General features: G+C 45.0%; 16 protein-coding genes. 4 read left to right on the top strand and 12 right to left on the bottom strand.

Translation table 11 applies throughout. From position 1 onward, the window contains the following. The gene (locus tag QT994_RS18075; protein ID WP_333043967.1) at positions 1 to 813 is read right to left on the bottom strand and encodes an SDR family oxidoreductase; all 813 of its coding nucleotides are present in this window, start codon (positions 811 to 813) and stop codon (positions 1 to 3) included. Between the two features lie 474 nt (positions 814 to 1,287). Between QT994_RS18075 and QT994_RS18070 the strand changes: the two genes are divergently transcribed. After that, a complete protein-coding gene (locus QT994_RS18070) occupies positions 1,288 to 2,649 on the top strand; it encodes an NAD(P)/FAD-dependent oxidoreductase (protein WP_333176727.1) in 1,362 nt (453 codons plus the stop codon). A 39-nt stretch (positions 2,650 to 2,688) separates the two neighbouring features. On the opposite strand, the gene QT994_RS18065 is transcribed toward QT994_RS18070, so the two are convergent. From QT994_RS18065 to QT994_RS18040, 6 genes are all read right to left on the bottom strand, one after another. Next, a complete protein-coding gene (locus QT994_RS18065; RefSeq protein ID WP_333176725.1) occupies positions 2,689 to 3,675 on the bottom strand; it encodes a VOC family protein in 987 nt (328 codons plus the stop codon). A gap of 145 nt (positions 3,676 to 3,820) precedes the next feature. Beyond that, the gene (locus QT994_RS18060) at positions 3,821 to 4,885 is read right to left on the bottom strand and encodes an aldo/keto reductase (RefSeq protein WP_333043963.1); all 1,065 of its coding nucleotides are present in this window, start codon (positions 4,883 to 4,885) and stop codon (positions 3,821 to 3,823) included. 475 nt (positions 4,886 to 5,360) lie between these two features. Beyond that, entirely contained in the window at positions 5,361 to 7,043 is a 1,683-nt protein-coding gene (locus QT994_RS18055; RefSeq protein ID WP_333176723.1) for a dynamin family protein, read from the bottom strand. 13 nt (positions 7,044 to 7,056) lie between these two features. Then, entirely contained in the window at positions 7,057 to 9,132 is a 2,076-nt protein-coding gene (locus tag QT994_RS18050) for a dynamin family protein (RefSeq protein ID WP_333176719.1), read from the bottom strand. A gap of 33 nt (positions 9,133 to 9,165) precedes the next feature. Beyond that, positions 9,166 to 9,501: a DMT family transporter gene (locus tag QT994_RS18045; RefSeq protein ID WP_333176717.1), complete on the bottom strand. Its 336-nt coding sequence runs from the start codon at positions 9,499 to 9,501 to the stop codon at positions 9,166 to 9,168. Between the two features lie 194 nt (positions 9,502 to 9,695). Continuing rightward, on the bottom strand, positions 9,696 to 10,217 hold the full coding sequence (locus QT994_RS18040) for a pentapeptide repeat-containing protein (protein ID WP_333040082.1): 522 nt from the start codon (positions 10,215 to 10,217) through the stop codon (positions 9,696 to 9,698). A gap of 227 nt (positions 10,218 to 10,444) precedes the next feature. Between QT994_RS18040 and QT994_RS18035 the strand changes: the two genes are divergently transcribed. After that, positions 10,445 to 11,977, top strand: a complete 1,533-nt coding sequence (locus QT994_RS18035) for a SagB/ThcOx family dehydrogenase (protein ID WP_333176714.1) — start codon at positions 10,445 to 10,447, stop codon at positions 11,975 to 11,977. Between the two features lie 43 nt (positions 11,978 to 12,020). On the opposite strand, the gene darG is transcribed toward QT994_RS18035, so the two are convergent. The 4 genes from darG to QT994_RS18015 form a co-directional block, all read right to left on the bottom strand. Continuing rightward, positions 12,021 to 13,055 (bottom strand): type II toxin-antitoxin system antitoxin DNA ADP-ribosyl glycohydrolase DarG, encoded by a 1,035-nt coding sequence (gene darG, locus QT994_RS18030; protein WP_333176713.1) that lies wholly within the window; start codon positions 13,053 to 13,055, stop codon positions 12,021 to 12,023. 25 nt (positions 13,056 to 13,080) lie between these two features. Continuing rightward, positions 13,081 to 13,707, bottom strand: a complete 627-nt coding sequence (gene darT, locus QT994_RS18025; protein WP_333176711.1) for a type II toxin-antitoxin system toxin DNA ADP-ribosyl transferase DarT — start codon at positions 13,705 to 13,707, stop codon at positions 13,081 to 13,083. A gap of 85 nt (positions 13,708 to 13,792) precedes the next feature. After that, a complete protein-coding gene (mnmE, locus tag QT994_RS18020; RefSeq protein WP_333176708.1) occupies positions 13,793 to 15,178 on the bottom strand; it encodes a tRNA uridine-5-carboxymethylaminomethyl(34) synthesis GTPase MnmE in 1,386 nt (461 codons plus the stop codon). A 50-nt stretch (positions 15,179 to 15,228) separates the two neighbouring features. Next, complete coding sequence (locus tag QT994_RS18015; RefSeq protein WP_333176705.1) at positions 15,229 to 15,438, bottom strand: hypothetical protein; 210 nt, start codon at positions 15,436 to 15,438, stop codon at positions 15,229 to 15,231. 372 nt (positions 15,439 to 15,810) lie between these two features. Here QT994_RS18015 and QT994_RS18010 point away from each other — a divergent pair, with 372 nt between their 5' ends. Both QT994_RS18010 and QT994_RS18005 read left to right on the top strand, forming a co-directional pair. Continuing rightward, a complete protein-coding gene (locus tag QT994_RS18010) occupies positions 15,811 to 18,009 on the top strand; it encodes a tetratricopeptide repeat protein (protein ID WP_333176703.1) in 2,199 nt (732 codons plus the stop codon). Then, positions 17,966 to 20,380, top strand: coding sequence for a tetratricopeptide repeat protein (locus QT994_RS18005; protein ID WP_333176700.1), 2,415 nt, complete (start codon positions 17,966 to 17,968; stop codon positions 20,378 to 20,380). Before QT994_RS18010 ends, QT994_RS18005 begins: the two co-directional genes overlap by 44 nt. 152 nt (positions 20,381 to 20,532) lie before the next feature. Here QT994_RS18005 and QT994_RS18000 read toward each other — a convergent pair whose 3' ends face one another. Continuing rightward, positions 20,533 to 21,966 carry a protein adenylyltransferase SelO family protein gene (locus tag QT994_RS18000; protein ID WP_333176698.1) on the bottom strand — a complete coding sequence of 478 codons (1,434 nt, stop codon included), beginning with the start codon at positions 21,964 to 21,966 and terminating at the stop codon, positions 20,533 to 20,535. Between the last annotated feature and the right edge of the window lie 3 nt (positions 21,967 to 21,969).

The following is a 21,969-nucleotide window of genomic DNA, read 5'->3' as shown; positions in this document are numbered from 1 at the left end:
TTAGCCACCTGTGGCAAATCCTGGATACAATGTCATCCCGCCATCCACAAACAGCGTTGCACCGCAAACATAATCCGAGTCATCAGAAGCCAGCCAAACAGCAGTTTTAGCGATATCTTCCACTTCCCCAACTCGACCGTAAGGAATCAGTTTTAATAATTTTGCTTCGGCTTCTGAGGTATCCCATGCTGATTTATTGATGGGGGTTTTGATGGCCCCTGGCGCAATACTATTGACTCGGATTCTATGGGGGGCGAGTTCTTGAGCCATACTCCGCATCATCATATTAATACCGCCTTTACTAGCAGCATAGTTGACGTGGCCCGCCCAAGGAATTACCTCATGTACTGAACTCATGCAAATAATTTTCCCAGCAGCCGATGAAATATCGGGTTGTACACCCCGCCGCATAAATTCTTTGGCAGCTTCGCGGGCACATAAAAACTGTCCCGTTAGATTCACTCCAATCACCATGTTCCAGTGATCGATTGTCATGTCTACGAAGGGCGAATCTTTTTGCAGACCTGCGTTATTAACCAGAATGTCGATCGTACCAAATTCCTTGAACATCTGGCTGAACATAGCCTTAACTTCATCTTCTTTGCTGACATCGGCACCAAGAGCGATCGCTTCTGTACCCGCAGCTTTAATGTCAGCCACAATTTTCTGCGCTTCTTCAGCTTCCGAGTGGTAATTGACTGCCACAGATGCACCTGCTGAAGCTAGAGAACGGGCGATCGCTTCGCCGATACCAGAACTTGCGCCCGTTACGAGAGCTTTTTGGCCTTTCAGAAGCTCAGGGGAAAAGCTCATAATTTTTTCTCCGTCATTTTTTTAATTTATTTTACACTTATAGAGATTTTACTTGTCAACTTGATAACAAGTTTGTGTCAAGGTTGTGACAAAGCTAGCTACTATAGATTTATTTCCTTCAAGATCTTGCTAATTATAGCGTATACTCATTTGGAAGAAAAATATATTTATCTCTTAAGAAGTATATTTGTTAAATTTATCTCTTTCTTAAGACAGATGCTTGTGAAGAACCCTTACCTCTAAGTTAAACTTAGTTATAATGGAGTTGCTTTTTTGTATAGTTGAGGACTAAATAATAATAGTGTTAAAATAAAAAATTCTCTCAAAAATTTGTTTTTATTCGACTTAATAAAACAGATTGTTAGGGGGAAAACTTTTGTTTTAAAAGCATTGAATGGATTAATAAACTCTTCCGTCCATACGGAGACAACAATTTTATTACGTCAAAACTTATCAAGATTAACGAACAGTATTATGAACAACACAATCTATCAAACTGTAATTGTAGGTGGTGGCTTTGCGGGGCTATTTACAGCTTTGCACTTGAGCCATCAACACTATCCCCGTTCTGTAATTTTGATAGAAAAAGAGGAGCGCTTTTGCTTTAAGCCGTTACTTTATGAATATTTTAGCGGGGAGATGGGTGCAGAAGAAGTTTGGCCGCGCTATGATGAATTGCTAAAAGATAGCGGTGTCATCTTTGTTAAAGATGCCGTTCAATCCATTGATTTGCACGAGCGCGAAGTGAAAGTAACATCGGGGGATTCTTACAATTACAGCAATTTAGTTTTAGCTTTAGGCAGCGTTACAGGATATTTTGGTATAGAAGGAGCTCAAGAACATGCGTTCCCTTTCCGTACCGGAGAAGATGCGATCGCCATTGATAAACACCTACGCGATTGCTTCCAACAAGCTCTTCAGATTCAAGATGCAGAACAGCGTCGCAAATTCCTGACAGTCACCGTAGTAGGTGCTGGAGCTTCTGGTGTGGAAATGGCAGGTACATTAGGAGATTTACTACCTAATTGGTTTGCTGCAATGGGTGGCAATCCAGCAGAAGTAAGGGTCGTTTTACTCAATCACGGCAAGGAAATTCTTGACAACGATATGAATAGTCACCTGCGCGAAATTGCGAAAAATGCTCTGCAAAAGCGCACTGTACCCGTAGAATTTATGATGGAGGCAAAAGCGACTGCTATTCGGGTCAACGAAGTTGAATATCTGCGCCACGAACAGAGAGAAACCTTACCTACATCTACAGTAATTTGGACGACAGGAACTAACATTAACTCGCTCATTAAAGATTTAGCAATTTCTGAGGAAAGCCGAGACAAACACGGAAACCCTTTAGTGAACCCTACACTACAACTGCTAGATTTTCCAGAAGTTTTTGCTGGCGGAGATTGTGCAACGGTTCAAGGCAATTCTTTACCTGCCACCGCTCAAGTTGCTTATCAGCAGGGAGCTGCAATTGCTCACAATTTGAAAGCTCTCGCTTTAGGAAATAGCCTAAAACCTGCTGAAGTTAACCTGCGGGGAACGCTGCTAAAACTTGGGATAGAAGAAAGCGCGGCTAGCATTTATAATAGCTTTGAAGTTGCCGGAGAAGTCGGTCACTTAATCCGCCAAGGTAGTTACTTAGAGTTATTACCTACTCCAATTCATAATTTTAAAGTAACAACGGAATGGTTAAAAGATGAAATGTTTGAGCGCCACTTGCACCCGATTCAAACAGGGGAGGTTATTAAATGGGTCGGCGGTGCGGTAGTCGGTCTTGTCGTCGCTCGAAAAGTGATTCAAATGTTAGGAGATAACAAAGATAAGATAGATACTTAATTAAGGGCTAAAGTTCAGAATGTGAAAAAGATTAATGTGTTAGTCGTGATTATAAGCGCTATAATTAGCTAGCTGGGATGTCAGTAAGATTGCGTGTCCGTTAGGATCTTTGACCCGACAACTTTGGCGGTAAGAACTGGAATTACCTGAGAAATGCACAAGTCGTGGCGAGACAAACTCTACCCCATTTTGTCGCAACTTTTCCAATAGTTGCTCAAGATCGTTAACAATTAGTTCCACTTGCATATTGGCAATATCGCAACTTTTCCAATCTCTTGGTATGGGGCGGCCTTTTGGAGTAACTAGATAGTCTAATAGTTCAATTCCTAAACCGCCTTGAATCGGTCGTAGTGCGGTAATTTTGACTTTAGCTTCTGGCAAATTATCGAGGCGAACTTGCGTTTCCCCTTGGTTGAGGCTGCCTCCATCAACTTGCATTCCCAGTAAGTCGCGGTAAAACTGGAGACTTTGCTGGGTGTTGCTAATCGCGATCGCGCTGTGATCGATTCCTAAAAAGCAGCGATCGCCCTTTTGATGCCACTTTTCTTGTCCTTTGTCGGGAGGAAACCAAATTAGCTCTAAATTGTGGCCGTCAATGTCTTTAAATTTAAAAGCTCGCACGCCAGCAGCTTCTTTGTTTTCAGGCGGTATTGTCTGCGGTTGAGTGGAGATGGGGTCAATAGGAAAAGAGCACAGGTTTGCATAGGCGCGATCGATGTCACTGACCACAATTGCCAGATGTTGAAACCACAAATCATTACTTTGCGAATCTTTCGGGATGGGTTTTCCCTCAACGTTAAGATACTCCATCAGCTCAATCACTTCATCCCCAAGCTGCAAAGTAACAATGCGGATTTTTGACCCATCAACGCCTTCGAGATCGCTGTAATTTTGCCCTTCAACCGTAATATCCGAAACAGGTTCAAACGAGAGGGCTTTCGTATAGAAATCCTGGGAGCGATCGGCATCTGTCACAGTCAACCCAATGGCTCGGATTTTTTGCACTTCTATAGAGGGGTTATTCATAAACTTTGTACTGCTTTATCTAAATTTTAGGCAGCCCCGAGCGGAGCCAAATGCGAAAAAATTTGGGGAAGATTTCCCAAGTGCTCGCCATTAGGCTGCGTTTGCTCGGCCTCAAGTCTAGATGTGCTGATGAATACAAAAGCACTTATCCTAGCCACGATGGGTTCATGGCGGTACTATCAAATTGGTTAGTAGTTTTATACAGTTCGTATTGCCCTTTTGTCGCCGCCTCGCGAGTGCGATTCAGCATTGCTGCAACTTGTGCTTGATCCATCGGCTTAAACGTGCGAGCGGCCTCAAACGCTTGATCGAGGAGTTGCATACTATCAATGCCCGTAATCACGACTGAAGTAGGCAGATTCATCGCATAGTGGAGACATTCGATCGGACTTACGGTATTGCTTCTAAGGACGTAAGGGTCGCCCATAGATTTCATCCCCAATACACCTATTTGGTTCTTCACCAGCACCGGCAGAACTTGTTGCTCAAAACTTCTAAAATGAGCGTCCATCACGTTCAGCGGCATCTGTACCGCGTCAAAACGGAAATTGTTTTGAGCGGCAAGTTCCATCACTCGCAGGTGAACCAAAGGGTCTTTGTGTCCTGTAAACCCGATGTAGCGAATCTTGCCCGCCTTTTGCGCTTCCACTACCGCCTCCATAGCGCCGCCGGGAGCAAAAATGCGATCGGGGTCTTCCATCCGAATAATTTCGTGATGCTGCATCAGGTCAATGCGATCCGTCTGCAACGCCTTCAGCGATTCATCAATCTGCATCATCGCAGCGCCCTTGGTGCGGCCGTCAATCTTGGTCATCAGAAACACCTTTTGCCGGTAGCCATCCTTGAGGGCTGCACCCATCCAGCGGTGGCTGCGTCCGTTGTGATAATCCCAAGAATTGTCCATGAAATTGATGCCGCGGTCGATCGCACTGCGGATCAGCTTGATACTTTCTTGCTCCTCTCGAAGCCGTCCTATATGGTGTCCCCCCAAGCCAATTGCAGACACTCGCTCTCCTGTGCGTCCCAGTGTCCTGTAACTCATCTCGCCGCTTTGGGTTTGACCTTGGGCAACTTCATTTTTAACATCTACTTGGGTCGGTTCATCTTGAGCTAACACGGGTTTCAACAACCCTTCTGAAGCAGCCAGCCCTGCTGCAACCAAACCCGAAGCAGAAGTTACCTTTAACAACTTGCGTCTGCTGATATTCATAAATGCCTCCTTTAATAAATAACTAGGACTTACTTACAGTATTAGAGGAACAGATGCAAAAAACCTCTATCAAAGTAGGTCACAGAAATAACCCTAAAGAGCTAGAAGGAATCTTTTCTCTAGCCTTGATCAGATGTGCTTGAGCTATCCAACTGTCTAAAGGAATAAATCACTGCTCAGTCTCCCTGTGTTCGTGAATACAAAAGCCCTAATGCAAAGTGTTTAAAACGCATACAAATATAGACTTTTGCACAATGTCTAGTGTAACTTGTGGTTATATAATCGGTGTGGAAGTTAGCCCGACACAGCTTCCAAAGTCAGGGTCATATCTCCAGTGTAATAATGGTGCAATATCTCAGTTTTTACCGACTTGAAAGACGTTTATGCTGCTGATTTATATTCGGATTAATCGCTTTCTAGTCAGCAAATAAATTGGTGTTTTAAAGATTCGTACTAGCTCTAATGTCGGTTCGCATCATTGGCGATTAATTACAGATTTGGTCATTTGAAGGGAGGATTCGATATTTTCTAACAAATTATTGATTAACTGTATCTGATATTGCTGAATATTGGTCTGTAGCGGCTCTTTGCTGCCTTGAAAACAGATAACTTTTCCAGCGATTTCCTTGTAGTGTTGCAGCATAGAAAAAGTATCGGTGCTGAAGCGAGCGAGATAGTTTTTAGCAGCCTCACTGCAAATTTCCTTTACTTGATTTAGATAAGCTTCTGACGATTCAGGCGGCTTTTCATACCCAGTTCTTTTATTCAAAATATAGCTAGCACCGCCGACTACTGCGGCTCCCACAGGCCCGCCCAACAGCCAACCTAAGCCCGTTGCGATCGCCACTGGAGCCACTTCGCCCTCGTTCGACTTTTGAGCTGGAGGTGGTGGCGGTTCCGGTAAACTGACTTGCGGGGATGGAGGAAACGAAATCAAAAGTGCGATCGGCTGTTCTTTCTCAAAGAATTCGCAAGCTTTATTTACCCATTCTGCGATCGTTTGCTGCTGATGTAAGGCCTCTCGCTGAAATTTTAGCTTCCACGCATCAAAACTCCCTTCCTGAAGCGACAGCGCCATTTCCGATTGATACCGCTGCAAAAGTGTGGGCTGGTAAAGCCAAATCTCGAAGTCGGAAACGCTGGCTTGAAAGCCTTTTGATATCAGTTTTTCGGCTTTTTGTTTAATTTCAATTTTGTCTGTATGCTTTTTTTGAGCTGTGGCTATTTCTGCGGTGACAGTTTCAGCTTTGGCTCGGAGAGATTGGCAAATTTTAGTAGCTATAGCTTCAATTCTGGGCAACTTAACTGCTAGTTGTTCCTGTTGAGCTGCCACAATACTTTGCAAAGCCGATTCAAACGTGGCAATTCCTGTAGTTTGGGCTGCCGCCACATCTCCTTTCAGCCTCGCCCTCAAAGCCGGCAAAGCATCGACGCGGTAGATATTGCTGATATTGTTCGGCAAGTTCGAGCGAAAACTTTCGGCAACAAACAACAACCGATTGTAAACTTGTTTTTGCTCGTCTGGTTCGAGTAGATTGAGAAAATTGGCAACAAAGACTACAGTGTTGATTTGGCGATCGCTCAACCAATCTCTCAAGTTCTCCCGTTCGCCTAAAGTCATCAATTTGCGAGCATCTAAAACCTGCACAACTAAATCAGCCGTTAGCAATTTATCCCGAACCAAATTATCCTGTTCTTCCCGGTCATTGGTTCCCGGCAAATCCAGCAATTCCACACCGGTTTGCAGGAATGGATGGGGACAGTAAACATTCACGGCCGCCACATCATCCCGCATTTGTCTCGCGTCGTCAAGGATGGCGTAGCGTTTCAAAACATCAGTCCCCGGTTCGCTAATTTCCGTGCCGTCTTTGAGGGTAATTTTTGCGTGCAATTCCTCGCCGTAGTTGACATAAATGGCAGCACCTGTAGTGGGCACAAGGTCGATCGGCAAAGCACGATTTCCCAGCAAAGCATTGAGCAAAGTTGACTTGCCGTAATTAAACGGGCCAAAGACAGCAATTTGAAAAGTTGGTTTGGCGAGATAGTCGCAGATTGAGGTGGTATCTCGATAGAGTTGGGAGTTTTTGTCGAGTTCGAGAATACCGAGTGCTGATTTGAGATTGTCGGTCAGGTCTTGATAAATTTCGGTTTGTGGCATATTGTTGTTTATTTCAAGCGGATGCTAGGAAAGCTTGATATAGCGATTCAATACTCTGCGACTCTGCAGAAACATCAGCCTCTAATTTTTTGAACCGCTGCGATTCAGCCTGACAATTAATCTCGCGAGATTCTTTTTGCTCGAGCAAATTATCTAATTCAGCTTTCCGAGAATTAATATCCGCATTCATGCGATCGCCCACTTCCCGCCCGTAAACATCAAAACACTCTTTTACAGCATCGTGAATCGGCTGCCACTGCTCTTGAGCCACCTGCGGCAGATATTTCACTAACTCTTTTTTCGCGGCTTTCACCAACTGTTTATGAGCTCCGTCTGCTTGCAAAACCCCAACACCCATCCCCAACAACGCCAAATACAGCGGCCCCAAAACAATCCCCGTAAAACTAGCAAGAATCGTACTAACGCTTAACACAGTAATTAAATTAAGCAGGATATTTTTCCAATCAAAACCCGCTCCTGCCATTGCTACGCCCGCCAGATTTCCGGTCGTTAACGAGAACAATCCCATCGCCCATTTTGCCCAAGCTGGCGAGTTATCTTCCTTCGAGTTGCTGACTGCTGTTGGTATTTTTTGCCCGGTCAGTTTTTCGGTAATTTTTTCAGTCACTTTTGTGTAAGATGCTCCGTAATTTGCCGCACTTTGCGAGAGTTGCGAAAATGCTGAATTCATCTCTTGTTCAGCCGTGAGAGTCCAAGCTGCTAGTTTGTCGTTGATGTACTGCTCGAATGCTCGTTTGAGCGATGCTTCAAAGGCTTCTCGCTTGTCTTGGCTGAAGAAATCCAGAAATCTCAGTTCAGGTTGATACCGTAAGAAATCTGTTTCAAAGGTATTTTCTAGGTTAAGAACGTAGGCGCGGAAAGAATCTGCGATCGCCCGCGATTTACTATCTCTAACTTCGATAATTTCTTGTTGAAATTCATCGCGAATCTGAGTCAGCTTTTTAAACTCTGGCTCAACTGAATTAATCTTTTCTTTCAACTCATTGACATCGCGATCGAGTAATGGTAGGCGGCGCCCAACAGCTTCGCGGACACGAGCAGAAATTTGACGCGCCAAAGTCCTCGCCGGACGCAATTCCGAAATCGCCCTTTCTTGGGTCAAAAACGTATTCAGTGCCGCCATAAACTCGGGAAAACCAGTTCCTGCCAAATCCGCATCCGGGTTTTTCATCCGCAACCTGAGCGCCTTAATTGAGGTAATTGCAAACACTCGCTCGTCGTAAATATCGTGTCCTTCTGTTAAACAATATTCAGCCAAATTAGCTTGAAAAACCCGCCGCAGTTTCCCTTCTGCTTCTGCTAATTCTTCAGGATCATCCGGGTCAATCAAACTTTCGCGCACCTGATCCCAAGCATTGATCAGAAAGAAAATGCTCAAACCGCGACCTTTGATATAATTTTCTAGATAGCGTCTTTCACCCATTGTGCAAGGCTGAGTTGCCCTGAGTACAAACAAAATAGCGTGGCAGTTGTTGATGTAACCCAGAGATAATTCATTCCGGGCTTCTGTATCGTTCAGTCCGGGACTGTCTACTATTTCTATGCCTTTTTCCAGCAAAGCTAAGGGATATTCTACTACGGCGCAATCGATATCTGGAAATGCTGGTTTCTTTTCTTCTTCTAAGCGTTTTGCCTCAGCGGGGTCAATTGTGTAGTTCTGTTTAAAACTTTTAAAATCTAGCTGTTTTGGGCTTTTGCCGTCATTGAAATAAACCGTAACTTTTTTTTCTGAACCATAGCGCAAAATCGTCAGCAAAGCTGTACAGGGATTTACATCGCTGGGGAGTAAGTTTTCCCCGATTAACGCATTGAGAAAAGTGCTTTTTCCGCGTTTCATGTCGCCTAGCACTAGCAGCCGAAAGACTCCTTGGCGCAAGTTTTTACTAGCCACATTAATGTCGGCGTTGTCTGTTTCTAAACCGAGTTTTCCCGATCCTTCTCCTCCTGCTAATTCTGATTGGTTGATGGCTGTCGCGATGTTGCTGAGGCGAGTGGCAATTTCTCGGCGGACGGCGGCTACTCGCTCTAAATCGTTGAGAAAGTTGCTAGTTTCTACTTTAAGGTTCATGGGTATTTCTTGATATTTTTTGGCTGGGGATTTTCAACTTCTTCTGTCTTCTTCAATAAACATTTTGTAAGCTATCAAAGCAATGCCTCCCACTATCAGCGCGGCTGCCAGCCAAGATGCTATGCGAACTGCAACGATAACAGCAATGACAATGCCTGTAAATTGAGCGGCTGCTATAATTTTTCGGCGCCACTGTTTGAGTTTGCCGTTAACTTGGCTGTCTGGTTCTTGGTACTTGCTAGTTAGATGTTCTGGCACGGAGCGATCGATTTCGGATTCTAGTTCGCGGAGCCGAATTTCTTGTTCGCGCTTCCGCAGTTCTTGTTCTTTGTGCCGGAGTTCTCTGGCTTTTTCGTCGGGAGAATTCATAAATTTTACCCGGTTTGCCGGTGGCAAAGTGTGTTATTTATTGTCAATGTTGTGGAGCGATAAGTTTTTTACAACTGTAACTCACATTTTCCGCTGTGTCGATAGATGTTAAGAAATGTAAAAAAGGGCGATTCCCTACGGGATAGCTACGCTTCACGACCAATTAAGCCGATCGCCCGCAGCGCTGCAAATCCTCAATATCCTTCGGGGCCGATAGTAGTGCGATCGCACTCCGCTTCCGACAAATCAACCAAGCGCGATCGAAATAAGTTGCAGCCCGCTAATTGAGCTTTGCTTAACTTTGCTTTCTCTAAATTAGCTCGGCTCAAATCCGCATATCTCAAATCGGCATTCGTCAAATCTGCATTGTACAAATCCGCACCTTGCAAATTGGCTTTCTGCAAATTAGCACCTTGCAAATTGGCGTGACGTAAATTAGCTCGTGATAAGTTTGCTCTTGATAAAGTTGCTTCCGACAAGTTAGCTTGATAAAGTTGAATGTCGCCCAATTCAGCATCTTGCAAATCAGTTTTATAAAGATTGGCTTGAGTCAAATTTCCGTAGGGCAAATAAGCTCGCCTCAGAACGCTACCAGAAAGATTTATTTCTGTCAAATCTGCTTGAAACAAGTTATGTTCACTTAAGTCAACGGCGTTAAAGTTTCGCTGGCCCTCAGCATACTGAGCAAGCAATTCCTCAGCGCTTAGCTTTTGCATTTTCACTCCTCATGACGACAGCTACTGCAGCCAATCCATAACAGTAATTAATGGTTATTACTCTGCGTATTTATACTTATGTCTCTTATTATGTTAAGCTTGTGTAACAACAGTCGCATTTTTTCTAAGATTTTTTTTATATTTGTAAATTTCTGCCTTGCTCGACCAGTAAGCGGTTAGTAATGTCAAGATCGATCAAGAAACCAAAGCCAATCCTCTACTGAAATATGCCAGAACTTCCTCTCTCCATTGCTGAGCACTACCACGAACGGACAAAATACGACCCTGAAACCATTGCCGCCAAAAGCAAACAGCTAGATTGGACAGAGCAACCTGTGCCGTTCAAAGAATATAAAATTGGAGCGTATTTTGACCTCAAGCCTTATCTAAAAGACCCCTCGGAGGATGCCGAACCCGATGCCGCTTGGTGGCATCGGTTATCTAGCTTGTTGCTGTGCAGCTACGGGTTGACGGCAAAAGTGCAGACGGTAGATGACAGTTACCTGTATTTGCGATCGGCACCGTCGGCGGGTGGACTCTACCCAGCAGAGGTTTATTTAATCTCCCGTGGCACTGCCCAGTTGCCGGCCGGACTCTACAACTATCAGTGCAGAACTCATTCACTTGTTCATTTTTGGGACAGTCAAGTTTGGCCGGCATTGCAAGCAGCCTGTTTCCAGTCGCCCGCACTAGAAAATACCCAATTGGCGATCGCCATTACCACTGTTTTTTTCCGTTCTTCTTGGCGTTACGAAGACCGAGCTTATCGGCGAATTTTTCTAGACACTGGCCATTTATTGAGCAATATCGAGTTAGCTTGCGCTGTCAACGATTACCGACCTCACCTGATTGGAGGATTCGCCGACGAAGCTGTCAATGAATTACTATACATCGACTCGGAGCAAGAAGGAGCGATTTGTGTAGTTGCTTTAGCCGACTTGCTAGATATTGACCAAAACTTGCCTAAATTTAAAACAGCTTTGCCCGGAAACACCACGACAGATTACCCGAAAATTTCCGAAGGTCAACTGTTAAAATACCTCCACAAAGCCACGCATTTAGAATCAGACCCTACCGGGGCTGACGGCTGGAAACTTGATGAAAGTGAAGGGGTACTAGAGGATAAATACAACTTTCCCTTTTGTACTAAAGTTTCGACGGTCACTCCTTCGATTCCTTGGGGCGTGAACCTGGAAAATTTAGAAAACACTATGCTCAAAAGGCGTTCTACCCGTGCTTATACAGGTGCTTCTTTGAGCTTGGGCGAACTGCTAGCTATGCTAGATTTTACTTATCAGTCGCAGCACTACATCGACCAAGGATTAGACGGTTATCCAGACTATTTCGATCTAAGTTTGATCGAGACTTTTATTGCTGTTTCGGGAGTAAATGGGTTAGAAGAAGGGTGTTACTATTACGCTCCGAAAGCTCAAGAATTGCGCCAAATTCGGTTTAAAAATTTCCGTAGGGAGTTGCATTTTTTGTGCTTGGGGCAAGACTTGGGCAGAGATGCGGGGGCGCTGTTGTTTCACACGGCGGATTTGAACAGGGCTGTAGCAAAATATGGCGATCGAGTTTACCGCTATTTGCACATGGACGCGGGTCATTTGGGCCAGCGGTTGAATTTAGCAGCTATGCAACTGCGTTTGGGTGTCAGCGGTATCGGGGGCTTTTTTGACGATCGCGTCAATGACGTTCTGGGTATTCCGGCGGGTGAAGCTGTGCTTTATATTACAAGTCTGGGAAGACCTCGATCGTAAGAATTAGTCCTCAGTCAGCATTAGTCAGAAGGCAGAAGATATGCTACAAAAACCAACTCTGCTCGCGAAGCCGCTGCCACGCTTTGCGAATATGTTGAGGCTTAAATAGTTCATTCTTGCGAATGTTCCATTCACGTACAAGTTCGATCGCTCTTTCGCAATCCTCTGCTGCTTCCCTATTTTCTCTAGCAACCCAGTGAACAGTTGCCAACAGTTCCATGCCGTAAGGAGTTTCAAAACCATTAATTAACCCGCTCACACGCTCTAGTCTAACATTAGCATCAGCAGCATTTTGTAAAAAATCCCGCGCGGCTATTTTACCTTCAGACAACACATAGATTTGTGCCTCTCGGTTTCTGTCTCCATAACCTCGAATATAATGCCCTTCCAGCTTCTGTAAAACATGATTGAGATTATTTGCATAAGGCCCGTACTTTTCTTTCACATACTGCAATTTTAGTGGTTCACCTGCTACCTGAAGAAAATAAGCTAGCTTTTGAATTTCCAGCATTGTCAAGCGATAGCCAGGAATTCCGTACAATTCCAGCAAGCTAATAAATAAGGCACGAGCGCGAGTCATTTGGGGTTTGTCGGTGGCAACCCGCATCGAATCAGCTTGCGGAGTAGCCTGCGGTTCAAACAGCAAAACTTGCACATTTGGCAGTTCCGAAAAAGCTGATTCAATTAGCGGTTTGACTGTCTTCCAAGACAAGCCACCATTCCCGCAGCCTAGCGGAGGAACAGCAATAGAAGTGAGGCCTAATTGCTTTACTTCCTGAATCAAAGCTTTTAGTCCAGTTTGAATATCTTCGATTTTTGATTTGCCTCTCCAGTGACGTTTAGTCGGAAAATTAATAATGTATCGGGGATTAAATAGATTGCCAGAAGATACTACAAACATTCGGCCCGGCTGCACTTCACCGGCGCGACAAGCTTTTTCATATTGGCGGAAGTTTTCGGGATAAGCCTGCTTGAACTGCAAGGCAATTCCTTTGCCCATAATTCCTACACAATTAACTGTGTTTACTAAGGCTTCTGCATTTGCTTCTAAAAGGTTGCCTTCCTTGATTTCAATCACTTTTACTTCCAGGTTTTTATTTATTCTAATAATACCAATTTTTCTGCACTATTACGGAGGGTTGATGCGTAAAATTTTGTAAAATTTTTTCTGTTTTTGCTTTGATTGTAGAATTGATGACGCCGATTTCTGTGATTAACTCCCAAGGGAAAAAGTTTCTAACTAAAAACTCGGCTTGACGCCTGCGTTTCCGGTCGTTGTCTTCATTTGTATCAAACCAATAACGAGATTCCATAACATCCCAGTCGATCGCACCTAGATAGTTGAGGTCGTCAAAAAAATCGGTGAATCCCATGACTGCATGACCGTCAGTAAAAACAAACTCTAAACCTCTAGCATCTATATCTTCTACATCAGAAACTAGGTGAATAAGTGCTGCTTGACCTTGAGTATAGTTTGGTACATTGCCCTGATTAATGGTGTATAACATCGGAGAGCGCGGTGCAAAATAAAAGGGAACATAATCATGCAGTACGCCACCTGCACCGCAGGGAACGCGGATTCTAGCGCGACGATCTTGGATATTTTCGTAGGCGATATTAGTGTAGTTAGTTCCTGTCTCAAGCATAACGTTGTAAGCTAACAATCCACCTTCCGAAATAATAGATTCTAGATTGTCAATGGGGGTGATGTGGTAGATAGGTAATGGCACTGCTGTTATCTGTTGGCTGTTTCACGTTTAACACATAATTATAATATCTGCTTGGCAGTTAAAGATAAACAATCTTTTACCATTGCTATTTGCCAATACAAAACCTGCTAAATATTCTGTCTAGCACTGATTCTGTCACTTCTTCGCCCGTAACTTCCCCCAATGCTTGAATTGCCCCCCGCAAATCTATTGTCCAAAAATCTAAAGGCAATTTGTTGCTAATAGTATCTGTGCATTGTTCCAGAGAAATTTTAGCTTTGGTTAAGGCTGCTGCTTGCCGCTGGTTGATTGCTAAATCTGAGTTTGCTGCTTGCAAATCTCCCCCGCTGACGGCATCTAAGATTGCTGTTTCTAAGTCTTCTATGCCTCGATCGAGGGCTGCTGCTGCGGTAACTATACGGTGAATTTCAGGGGGAAAAGGTAAGTGGGGGATGGTTTTTACTAGGTCGATTTTGTTGATAATTATAATTAGGGGGCGGTGCTTTACTTGTTCGTAAATTTCCGAATCGCCCTCAGTCCAGCCAGATTCTGCGTCAATTGTCAACAACACTAAATCGGCTTGTTTTGCTGCTGCGCGCGATCGCTCAACGCCAATTTTTTCTACCTTGTCTTCGGTTTCTCGAATGCCGGCAGTATCGAGCACCTGCACCGGAATGCCGCCCACAACTAGCTGCGATTCTACCACATCCCGCGTCGTACCGGGCAACTCCGTGACGATCGCCCGATCGCTCTTACTCCACGCATTCAACAAACTCGACTTTCCCACATTAGGCCGCCCAACAATCGCTACTTTCAAACCAGTTCTCAACAATTCTCCCCGATCTGCCGTTGCCAAAATTGTTGACAATTCCTCCAAAATATGATTTATTTCCAAAGAAGTTTTAGCTTCATCTAAAGGCGGCAAATCTTCCTCAAAATCAATTCTCGCCTCAATTTCTGCCAGCACGTCCAAACAAGTTGTTCTCAATTTGCGAATTGGCTGCGCTAATTTTCCCTGCAAACCCGCCAAAGCACTTTGTGCAGCAGCAGGCGATTTTGCTCCCACCAAATCTGCAATACTTTCAGCTTGAGTTAAATCAAGCCTCCCGTTCAAAAAAGCCCGCAGCGAAAACTCTCCCGGCTGCGCCAATCTCGCCCCATTTTCCAAACACAACTGCAAGACTTGCTGCACCGCCATAATGCCGCCGTGACAGTGAAATTCCACCACATCTTCGCGAGTAAAAGAACGCGGCGCTTTCATGATTAACAATAAAGCTTCATCGACTAATTCTTGAGTTGTGGGGCGACGGATATGACCGTAAAGAATGCGGTGAGACTCCCATATTTGCCGTCCTGGGGCGCAAAACAGAGTTTCGGCAATTTTTAAAGCTGCGGAACCGGAAACTCGCACAATGCCAACGCTGCCTTGTTGGGGAACTATGGCAGTGGCGATCGCTGCGATCGTGCCTCCTTTTGTTAATGATTCAGACATTTTTATTGTTCACACATTTAAAATTTCTCTCAATCTCGTGTTTTTGAGTATCAGGCAATTGCTTGTCGGTATTCGAGGATATAAATTTCTGGTTCGTCATTCAAAAAAAATAAATTCCTGCCCTTTTGGGCAAGCTGCACGAGTTTCTGAGTCAAAGGGCAAGGAAGATTTTTTAATCTTTTTCCTACAATCGCTAATTGCTCGGCGGCTTCGAGAGACAGGAGAACTTGAATTAGGGATTCCACGAGTTGTACGTTCATTTGAGCCACCTCCGCCCCGGTTGTTAAATTATACAGTTTTCATTGAGAGGATAAACAATTTCAGCATTTTTTTTCTAAGATATTAGAAGAGCGTGGCTACAGCGCTGGACTTGGCTCGCCAATCCCATCGCCCGTTTGCTCAGTCAGTCGATTTTAGATTTTAGATTTTAGATTTTAGATTGACTCCACAGATGAATCGGGGAGCTTCAACTCGGATCTAAAATTTTGGGAGGCTAACGACTCCTGTGGGAAAGCAACTATCCGTTTTTGGGTGGGAGTCACGGCTCGATCGAACTTAAATTACTCAGCCAAATATTTTGGCTATTCTGATTTCATGCAATAATGGAACATTGACAGGGTAGAGGGCAAAGCATGATTGGTCAACTTCTAGACAGACGTTACCGCATCCTTAAAGTCACAGACTCAAGTGAGGTGGGAAAAACTTATCTAGCAGCAGATACTCACCGTCCCGGGTATCCGCAATGCACGGTTAGAGAAATGCGACTCCCCGGCACAAGTTCGCAAACTCCCGAATTAGTCAAAGTTATATTTCAAAGAAACGCAGAAATAATTGAAAAATTGGGAAAACACGACAAAATTCCCGAATTATTGGCGTATTTTGAGGAAAATCAAAGTTTATACTTAATTGAAGAATTTATTGCCGGCTCACCTTTAAGTCAAGAACTAATAGCCGGTCAACCTTGGGATGAAGAGCAAGTAATTGGTCTGCTATCAGAAATATTAGAGATTTTGGTGTTCATACACGAGAAAGGTTTCATTCACCGCAGAATTCAACCAGACAGAGCGATCCGGCGCGAGTCAGACGGCAAATTTGTATTGGTTGACTTTAGCTTAGACAAAGAAATTAACCCGGAACTTGCTAACTGTCATTTGTTGGCCCAAACTTCCCCGAACTCGGTTAAACGGCATGAGGCAAAAAAACAGGATTTGGTGCCCCAGGAGTTATACGTGCCGATCGAGCAATTGAGCGGCAACCCCCGTTACAATAGTGACATCTACGCTCTAGGTACGATCGCCCAGCTTGCCGTGACGGGACTCTCACCCAACGAACTGAGTGCCTTAAAAAACAACAAAAACGAAATTCCCTGGCGAAACCGGGCAACTTGTTCGGCAGCCCTAGCAGATATTATCGATCAAATGGTGCGCCCTGACTGCGAGGAACGCTATCAGGAGGCCGCCGAAGTTTTAGCAGACCTCAAACAAATCGCCGTAAAATTGGAGGTTGAGCCGCCACCAGCCACAATCATCACGGACGCTATGAGTCAACCGCGAAGACAAAGCCCAACCAAACTGCTGCTGTTGGCTGCAACAGCGGCAGCTTTAATCCTCACGGCACTGATAATTTACTTGTGGCAGAGTCAAAGTCCGGCGAGGGCAAAAGAATGGTTAGCCCGCGGCGTTACCAAGGCGCAGCAAGGTGACACAACAGGCGCGATCGCCGATTATACTCAAGCGATCGCCCTGAATGCCAGCGATGCGGAAACTTTCTACAAGCGGGCAAACGCTCGCTACGACATGGGGGCAACCGAGCAAGCAATACAGGATTACACGCAAGCAATTAAAGTCAATCCTAGCCACACCAAAGCTCTCTACAATCGAGGTATGGCCCGCCTCGACATCGGGGACAAGCGGGGGGCCGTGGAAGATTTCACCCAAGTAGTGCGACTCAATCCCAGCGACGGTGAGGCATACTCTCAGAGGGGTTTAGCCTACTACGATTTGGGCGACTACCGCAGGGCAATTGAAGACTACACTCAAGCAATTCGGCTCAGTCCCAAGGATGCTACAGCATACAGCAATCGGGGTTTAGCTCGATCGGCAGCAGGCGACAAAACAGGAGCAATGGCAGATTTTACTCAAGCCCTTCAAATTAGCCCCAAACAAGCTGGCGTATACTACAGTCGTGGTCGATCACGGTTTAATCTGGCAGATTATCAAGGAGCGATGGAAGATTATACTAAGGCGATTGAATTGCAACCAGATCTCGCGGATGCTTATACCAATCGGTGCAGCGCTTACTTGAATTTGGCCACCTACGACAAAGCGATTGCTGATTGCACCGAAGGAATTCGCCTTGCTCCCAAAGATGAAGCAGCTTACAACAACCGCTGCGTTGCTTATCTGAATTTAAAACAATTTCAAAAGGCCAGCGAAGATTGCAGTTTGACTATCGGACTCAACGCCAACAATCCCAAGGCCTACAGCAATCGAGGATTAGCTCGATCGGCTTCGGGAGACAAACAGGGAGCTTTAGAAGATTTTACTCAAGCAGTTCGGCTGAATCCCAGCGATGCAGTAGCTTACAGCAATCGCGGTACTATTTACTCAGAACTAAAAAATTACCCTTTAGCGGTTGAGGATTTCGCTCACTCGCTGCGGCTCAACCCCAACAATGCTAGCGCTTTTTACAGCCGAGGCCTCGTCCGCCGCCAACTCAAAGACCGTACCGGGGCGATCGAGGATTTTCAGAAAGCTGCAACCCTCTTTCTAGAACAAGGAAGAGCCGATGGTTTCCAAAACGCACAAGCACAAATCAACGACCCTAAATAAGTTATTAATCATCAGTCAGATGTTAAAAAAAGAAGAAAAAAGGAAGAAGGAAGAAGGAAGAAGGAAGAAGGAAGAAGGCCAAATTACCAACTACCCGTTACCAACTCCCCGTTACCAACTCCCTGTTACCAATTCCCCATTACCACCTCCCCGTTACCAATTCGCAAGTCCCGATATGAACATGGTTGGTCAACTTTTAGACAGGCGTTATCGCGTAGTGCAAATTCTCAGTTCAGGAGCTTTTGGACAAACTTATTTAGCTGTCGATACTCGCCGGCCGGGCCACCCTCAATGTGTAGTCAAACAACTGCGCCCTCCCAGCAACACTTCCACAGTTCTCAAAACCGCTTACCGCTTATTTAAACAAGAAGCAGAAATATTAGAAAAACTGGGTAAACACGAGCAAATTCCCTTTTTACTCGCTTATTTTGAAGAATCCAATCAATTCTACCTCGTCGAAGAGTTTGTACCCGGACACGCCCTAAATAGGGAAATTGTAGCGGGTCAACCTTGGCGGGAAGAACGAGTGCTGGCTCTGTTAGAAGAAGTGTTACAGCTTCTCGCCTTCGTACACTCTCAGGGAGTTATTCACCGGGATGTTAATCCCTCCAACTTAATCCGCCGCAAACCAGACGGCAAATTAGTCTTAATTGACTTCGGTTCGGTTAAAGAAGTTGCGAGTCACGTCAGTGACTACGATACAGAATTTCCGCGCACCATTGCTACTGGAACTCCGGCTTATATGCCGATCGAACAATTTCAAGGCAACCCGCAATTTAGCAGTGACCTCTATGCAGTCGGGATGATGGCAGTCCAAGCTATCACTGGTTTACCGGGTACGGATTTGCCAAAATTGCAAGATCCGAGTCCTTCTCATACGGGGGAAATTGTTTGGCGAAACCGCTCTCAATGTTCTGTGGGATTAGCCAATATAATTGACAAAATGGTTTGTCACCAATTTGGCAAACGCTATCAATCGGCAGAGGAAGTGTTGGCAGCTCTCAGCAAGTTGAGACACCGCCAAGAACCGGTGAATACCGCTCAAAAGAAAAGTATTTCTCCCATATTAGTTTCTTCTGCTCCTTTTTATTCACGTTTGGGAAGTCGATTTTGGTTGCTGATTTGGGCGGGCGTCGGGGCGGCGATAGTTATGATATTTATGTTTAGTTATTGGGGCCGCCCGAATCCAATTAAAGCTAAGGAATATTACGAACAGGGAGTAGAAAAGTCTCGCAATAAAGATGCGGATGCAGCTTTGCAGGCTTTTAATAAGTCAATTCAATTGAATCCTAAAAATGCTGAGAGTTTTTACCACCGCGGTAATGCTAATTATGATTTAAAAAAGTATCAAGAAGCACTTGCGGATTATTCTCAGGCTATCGCTCTCAATCCTAAATATGTTCAGGCTTATTTTAACCGCGGCCTCGCCCGTCACGATTTTAACGACAAGCGTGGGGCGATTGAGGATTACACTCAAGCTTTGAATCTCCAGCCCAAGGATGCTGATACATATTATGAAAGAGGAGTTGCTTATTTAGAACAGCAAGACTACAAGATGGCTATTCAGGATTTTACCGAAGTAATTCGGTTGCAGCCGAAGCTTGTTAAAGCTTATCATTCGCGGGGGTTGGCTCGTGCTGGGAGTGGCGATTTGCAGGGGGGGATTGGAGATTATACTGAGGCAATTAAACTTGATGCTAAGAATGTTGATGCTTTTTACAGTCGGGGGAGAGCTCGCTTTTACCTAGGAGATTATCAGGGATCTTTGGCGGATTATTCTCAGGTAATTGCCATCGATCCTAAGAGTGGAGATGCTTACGCTAATCGTTGTAGCACCCAGTTGAATTTGGGAGCGTATCAAGCGGCAATTGACGATTGCACTCAGGCAATTTCGCTGAGCGATGAGGATGGGGTTCCTTACAACAATCGCTGCATTGCTTATTTAAATTTGAAGGATTATCCGAAAGCAATTGCCGATTGCACTCAAGCGCTGACAGTAAATCCGAATGATTTTAATGCTTTTAACAATCGTGGTTTAGCTCGCAGCGCCGGGGGTGACGCCCAGGGGGCGATCGCAGATTTTACAGCAGCAATCGGGTTCAATCCCAACAATGCTGAAGCTTACGCCAATCGGGCTAAGATTTATCAGGAGTTAAAGAATTACAATAGTGCGATCGCCGATTACGTGCAAGCTATTCGCATCAGTCCGAATTATGCTGCTGCTTACTACGGTAGAGGCATGGTTCGCCGCTCCTTGGGAGACAAAGCAGGAGCGATTAGCGATTTAGAAAAAGCCGGCAAAATGTTTCTAGATCAAGGGCGTACTGGCGGTTACAAAGATGCACAATTTGAGATTGAAAAGCTCAAGTAGTCATTCGTCCTTATTTCTCACTCTTAGATTTTTTATGTGGCAATTTTTCAGGATCTCAGATTGCGTTGGGGCTGGTTCACGCTAATCTTTAATACCAACAGAAAATGCAGGTGAACCAACCCCCGAGCGCTATTAATGCCAGCTATTATCAATCAATTTTCGGGGTCTTGAAGTCGTTTAACCAATTCATAAAACGGTTCCCAATTATCCTCAATAGCAATGGCCTCCCAAACAGCCTCAATCGTCGGCCTCAACAGCGATTGTTCGGGATTGTGCCTCCGCAAACAGTCCGCCATTTTATCCATATCATCCGCAGACAAACTTTGCAAAACGTGATAATACAACTGCCGCCAAGGTGCTATCAAGTCGGCAGGTTCCGCCTCAGCAAAAATTTGACTAGCATCATCTCGCCAAGTGCGATCGAACTGTCTTCGCAGTTCAAAAAAGAAATCGTGATAGCCTACTTGAGACTCCGCCAGCATTTTAATTGTCACCTTCAACAACTCATCTCCCTCCGCCTCGGGCAAATCCTCAAATCCCAATCTATTGAGCATCAACTGCCGATAAGCTGCATTATAATAATCGCCAAACTTCGCCAAAGCCGCATCCATATCAGCTTGAGGAATCGCCGCTGCTAGCGGTTCCTGGAGCTTCTCTAAATTGTCCCTACAAATCAACGGTTGATTGCCGTAACAATAAAGACCCGAATAGTCAAAATAAGCTGCTGTAAATTCCGGCTTGTAAGTTGGGATAAAAGCGAAAGGCCCGTAATCGAAACTTTCTCCGGTAATTGACATATTATCAGTATTCAGCACGGCCTGGCAAAATCCTGCTGCCATCCACTGAGCGACTAATTCAGCTATTCGCTTGACTAAATCTTCATAAAATAGCGCATATTTTTCGGGCGGCGAAACACCGGCATTACTTGCTTCTAAATGCAGTTCTGGATAATAATATTCAATAACAAAATCTAAAAGTTTTTTAGTTAAATCCGGGCGGCGGATATAGTGCAATCTTTCAAAAGTTCCAAACCGGATGTGAGAATGACTGAAACGCACCATTACGGACGATCGCGTCGGAGATGGTTCGTCTCCTCGCCACAAAGCATCCCCAGTTTCAACTAAACTAAAACACCGAGATGTCCGCACTCCCAACCGGTGCAAAGCTTCGGCTGCTAAAACTTCGCGAATTCCCCCTTTGAGAGTGAGTCTACCGTCACCGCCCCGCGAGTACGGAGTGCGGCCAGAACCTTTAGTACCGAAGTCGTAAAGTCTGCCGTCAGTCCCGCGAACTTGGCCATATAAGAAGCCTCTACCGTCACCTAAATTGGGGTTATATTGGTTGAATTGATAGCCGTGATAGCGAAGTGCTAGAAAAGGACGGACGCAGTGAAATTCGCCGAAGGCTTCGATGAAATGTTGGTCGGTTACTTCTGCGGGGTCTAAACCCAATTTCGGCAATAATTCATCGTTGCGGAACCGGAGAATGTGTTGCGGAAAATCGGCAGCAGAGACTTCATCAAAATAGTCGCCACCGAGAGATTCGATGGCGGGCTCGTAGTTGAGGGAAAGTAAGGGATTTGACATTTT

The organism is Microcoleus sp. S13_B4, from assembly GCF_036700885.1.
GTDB lineage: Bacteria > Cyanobacteriota > Cyanobacteriia > Cyanobacteriales > Microcoleaceae > Microcoleus.
This window is presented reverse-complemented; position numbering and strand designations above follow the sequence as displayed.

Coding starts and splice junctions, on each gene's coding strand:
- QT994_RS18075 (WP_333043967.1), bottom strand. CDS start 813: ATGAGCTTTTCCCCTGAGCTTCTGAAAGGCCAAAAAGCTCTCGTAACG.
- QT994_RS18070 (WP_333176727.1), top strand. CDS start 1,288: ATGAACAACACAATCTATCAAACTGTAATTGTAGGTGGTGGCTTTGCG.
- QT994_RS18065 (WP_333176725.1), bottom strand. CDS start 3,675: ATGAATAACCCCTCTATAGAAGTGCAAAAAATCCGAGCCATTGGGTTG.
- QT994_RS18060 (WP_333043963.1), bottom strand. CDS start 4,885: ATGAATATCAGCAGACGCAAGTTGTTAAAGGTAACTTCTGCTTCGGGT.
- QT994_RS18055 (WP_333176723.1), bottom strand. CDS start 7,043: ATGCCACAAACCGAAATTTATCAAGACCTGACCGACAATCTCAAATCA.
- QT994_RS18050 (WP_333176719.1), bottom strand. CDS start 9,132: ATGAACCTTAAAGTAGAAACTAGCAACTTTCTCAACGATTTAGAGCGA.
- QT994_RS18045 (WP_333176717.1), bottom strand. CDS start 9,501: ATGAATTCTCCCGACGAAAAAGCCAGAGAACTCCGGCACAAAGAACAA.
- QT994_RS18040 (WP_333040082.1), bottom strand. CDS start 10,217: ATGCAAAAGCTAAGCGCTGAGGAATTGCTTGCTCAGTATGCTGAGGGC.
- QT994_RS18035 (WP_333176714.1), top strand. CDS start 10,445: ATGCCAGAACTTCCTCTCTCCATTGCTGAGCACTACCACGAACGGACA.
- mnmE (WP_333176708.1), bottom strand. CDS start 15,178: ATGTCTGAATCATTAACAAAAGGAGGCACGATCGCAGCGATCGCCACT.
- QT994_RS18015 (WP_333176705.1), bottom strand. CDS start 15,438: ATGAACGTACAACTCGTGGAATCCCTAATTCAAGTTCTCCTGTCTCTC.
- QT994_RS18010 (WP_333176703.1), top strand. CDS start 15,811: ATGATTGGTCAACTTCTAGACAGACGTTACCGCATCCTTAAAGTCACA.
- QT994_RS18005 (WP_333176700.1), top strand. CDS start 17,966: ATGGTTTCCAAAACGCACAAGCACAAATCAACGACCCTAAATAAGTTA.
- QT994_RS18000 (WP_333176698.1), bottom strand. CDS start 21,966: ATGTCAAATCCCTTACTTTCCCTCAACTACGAGCCCGCCATCGAATCT.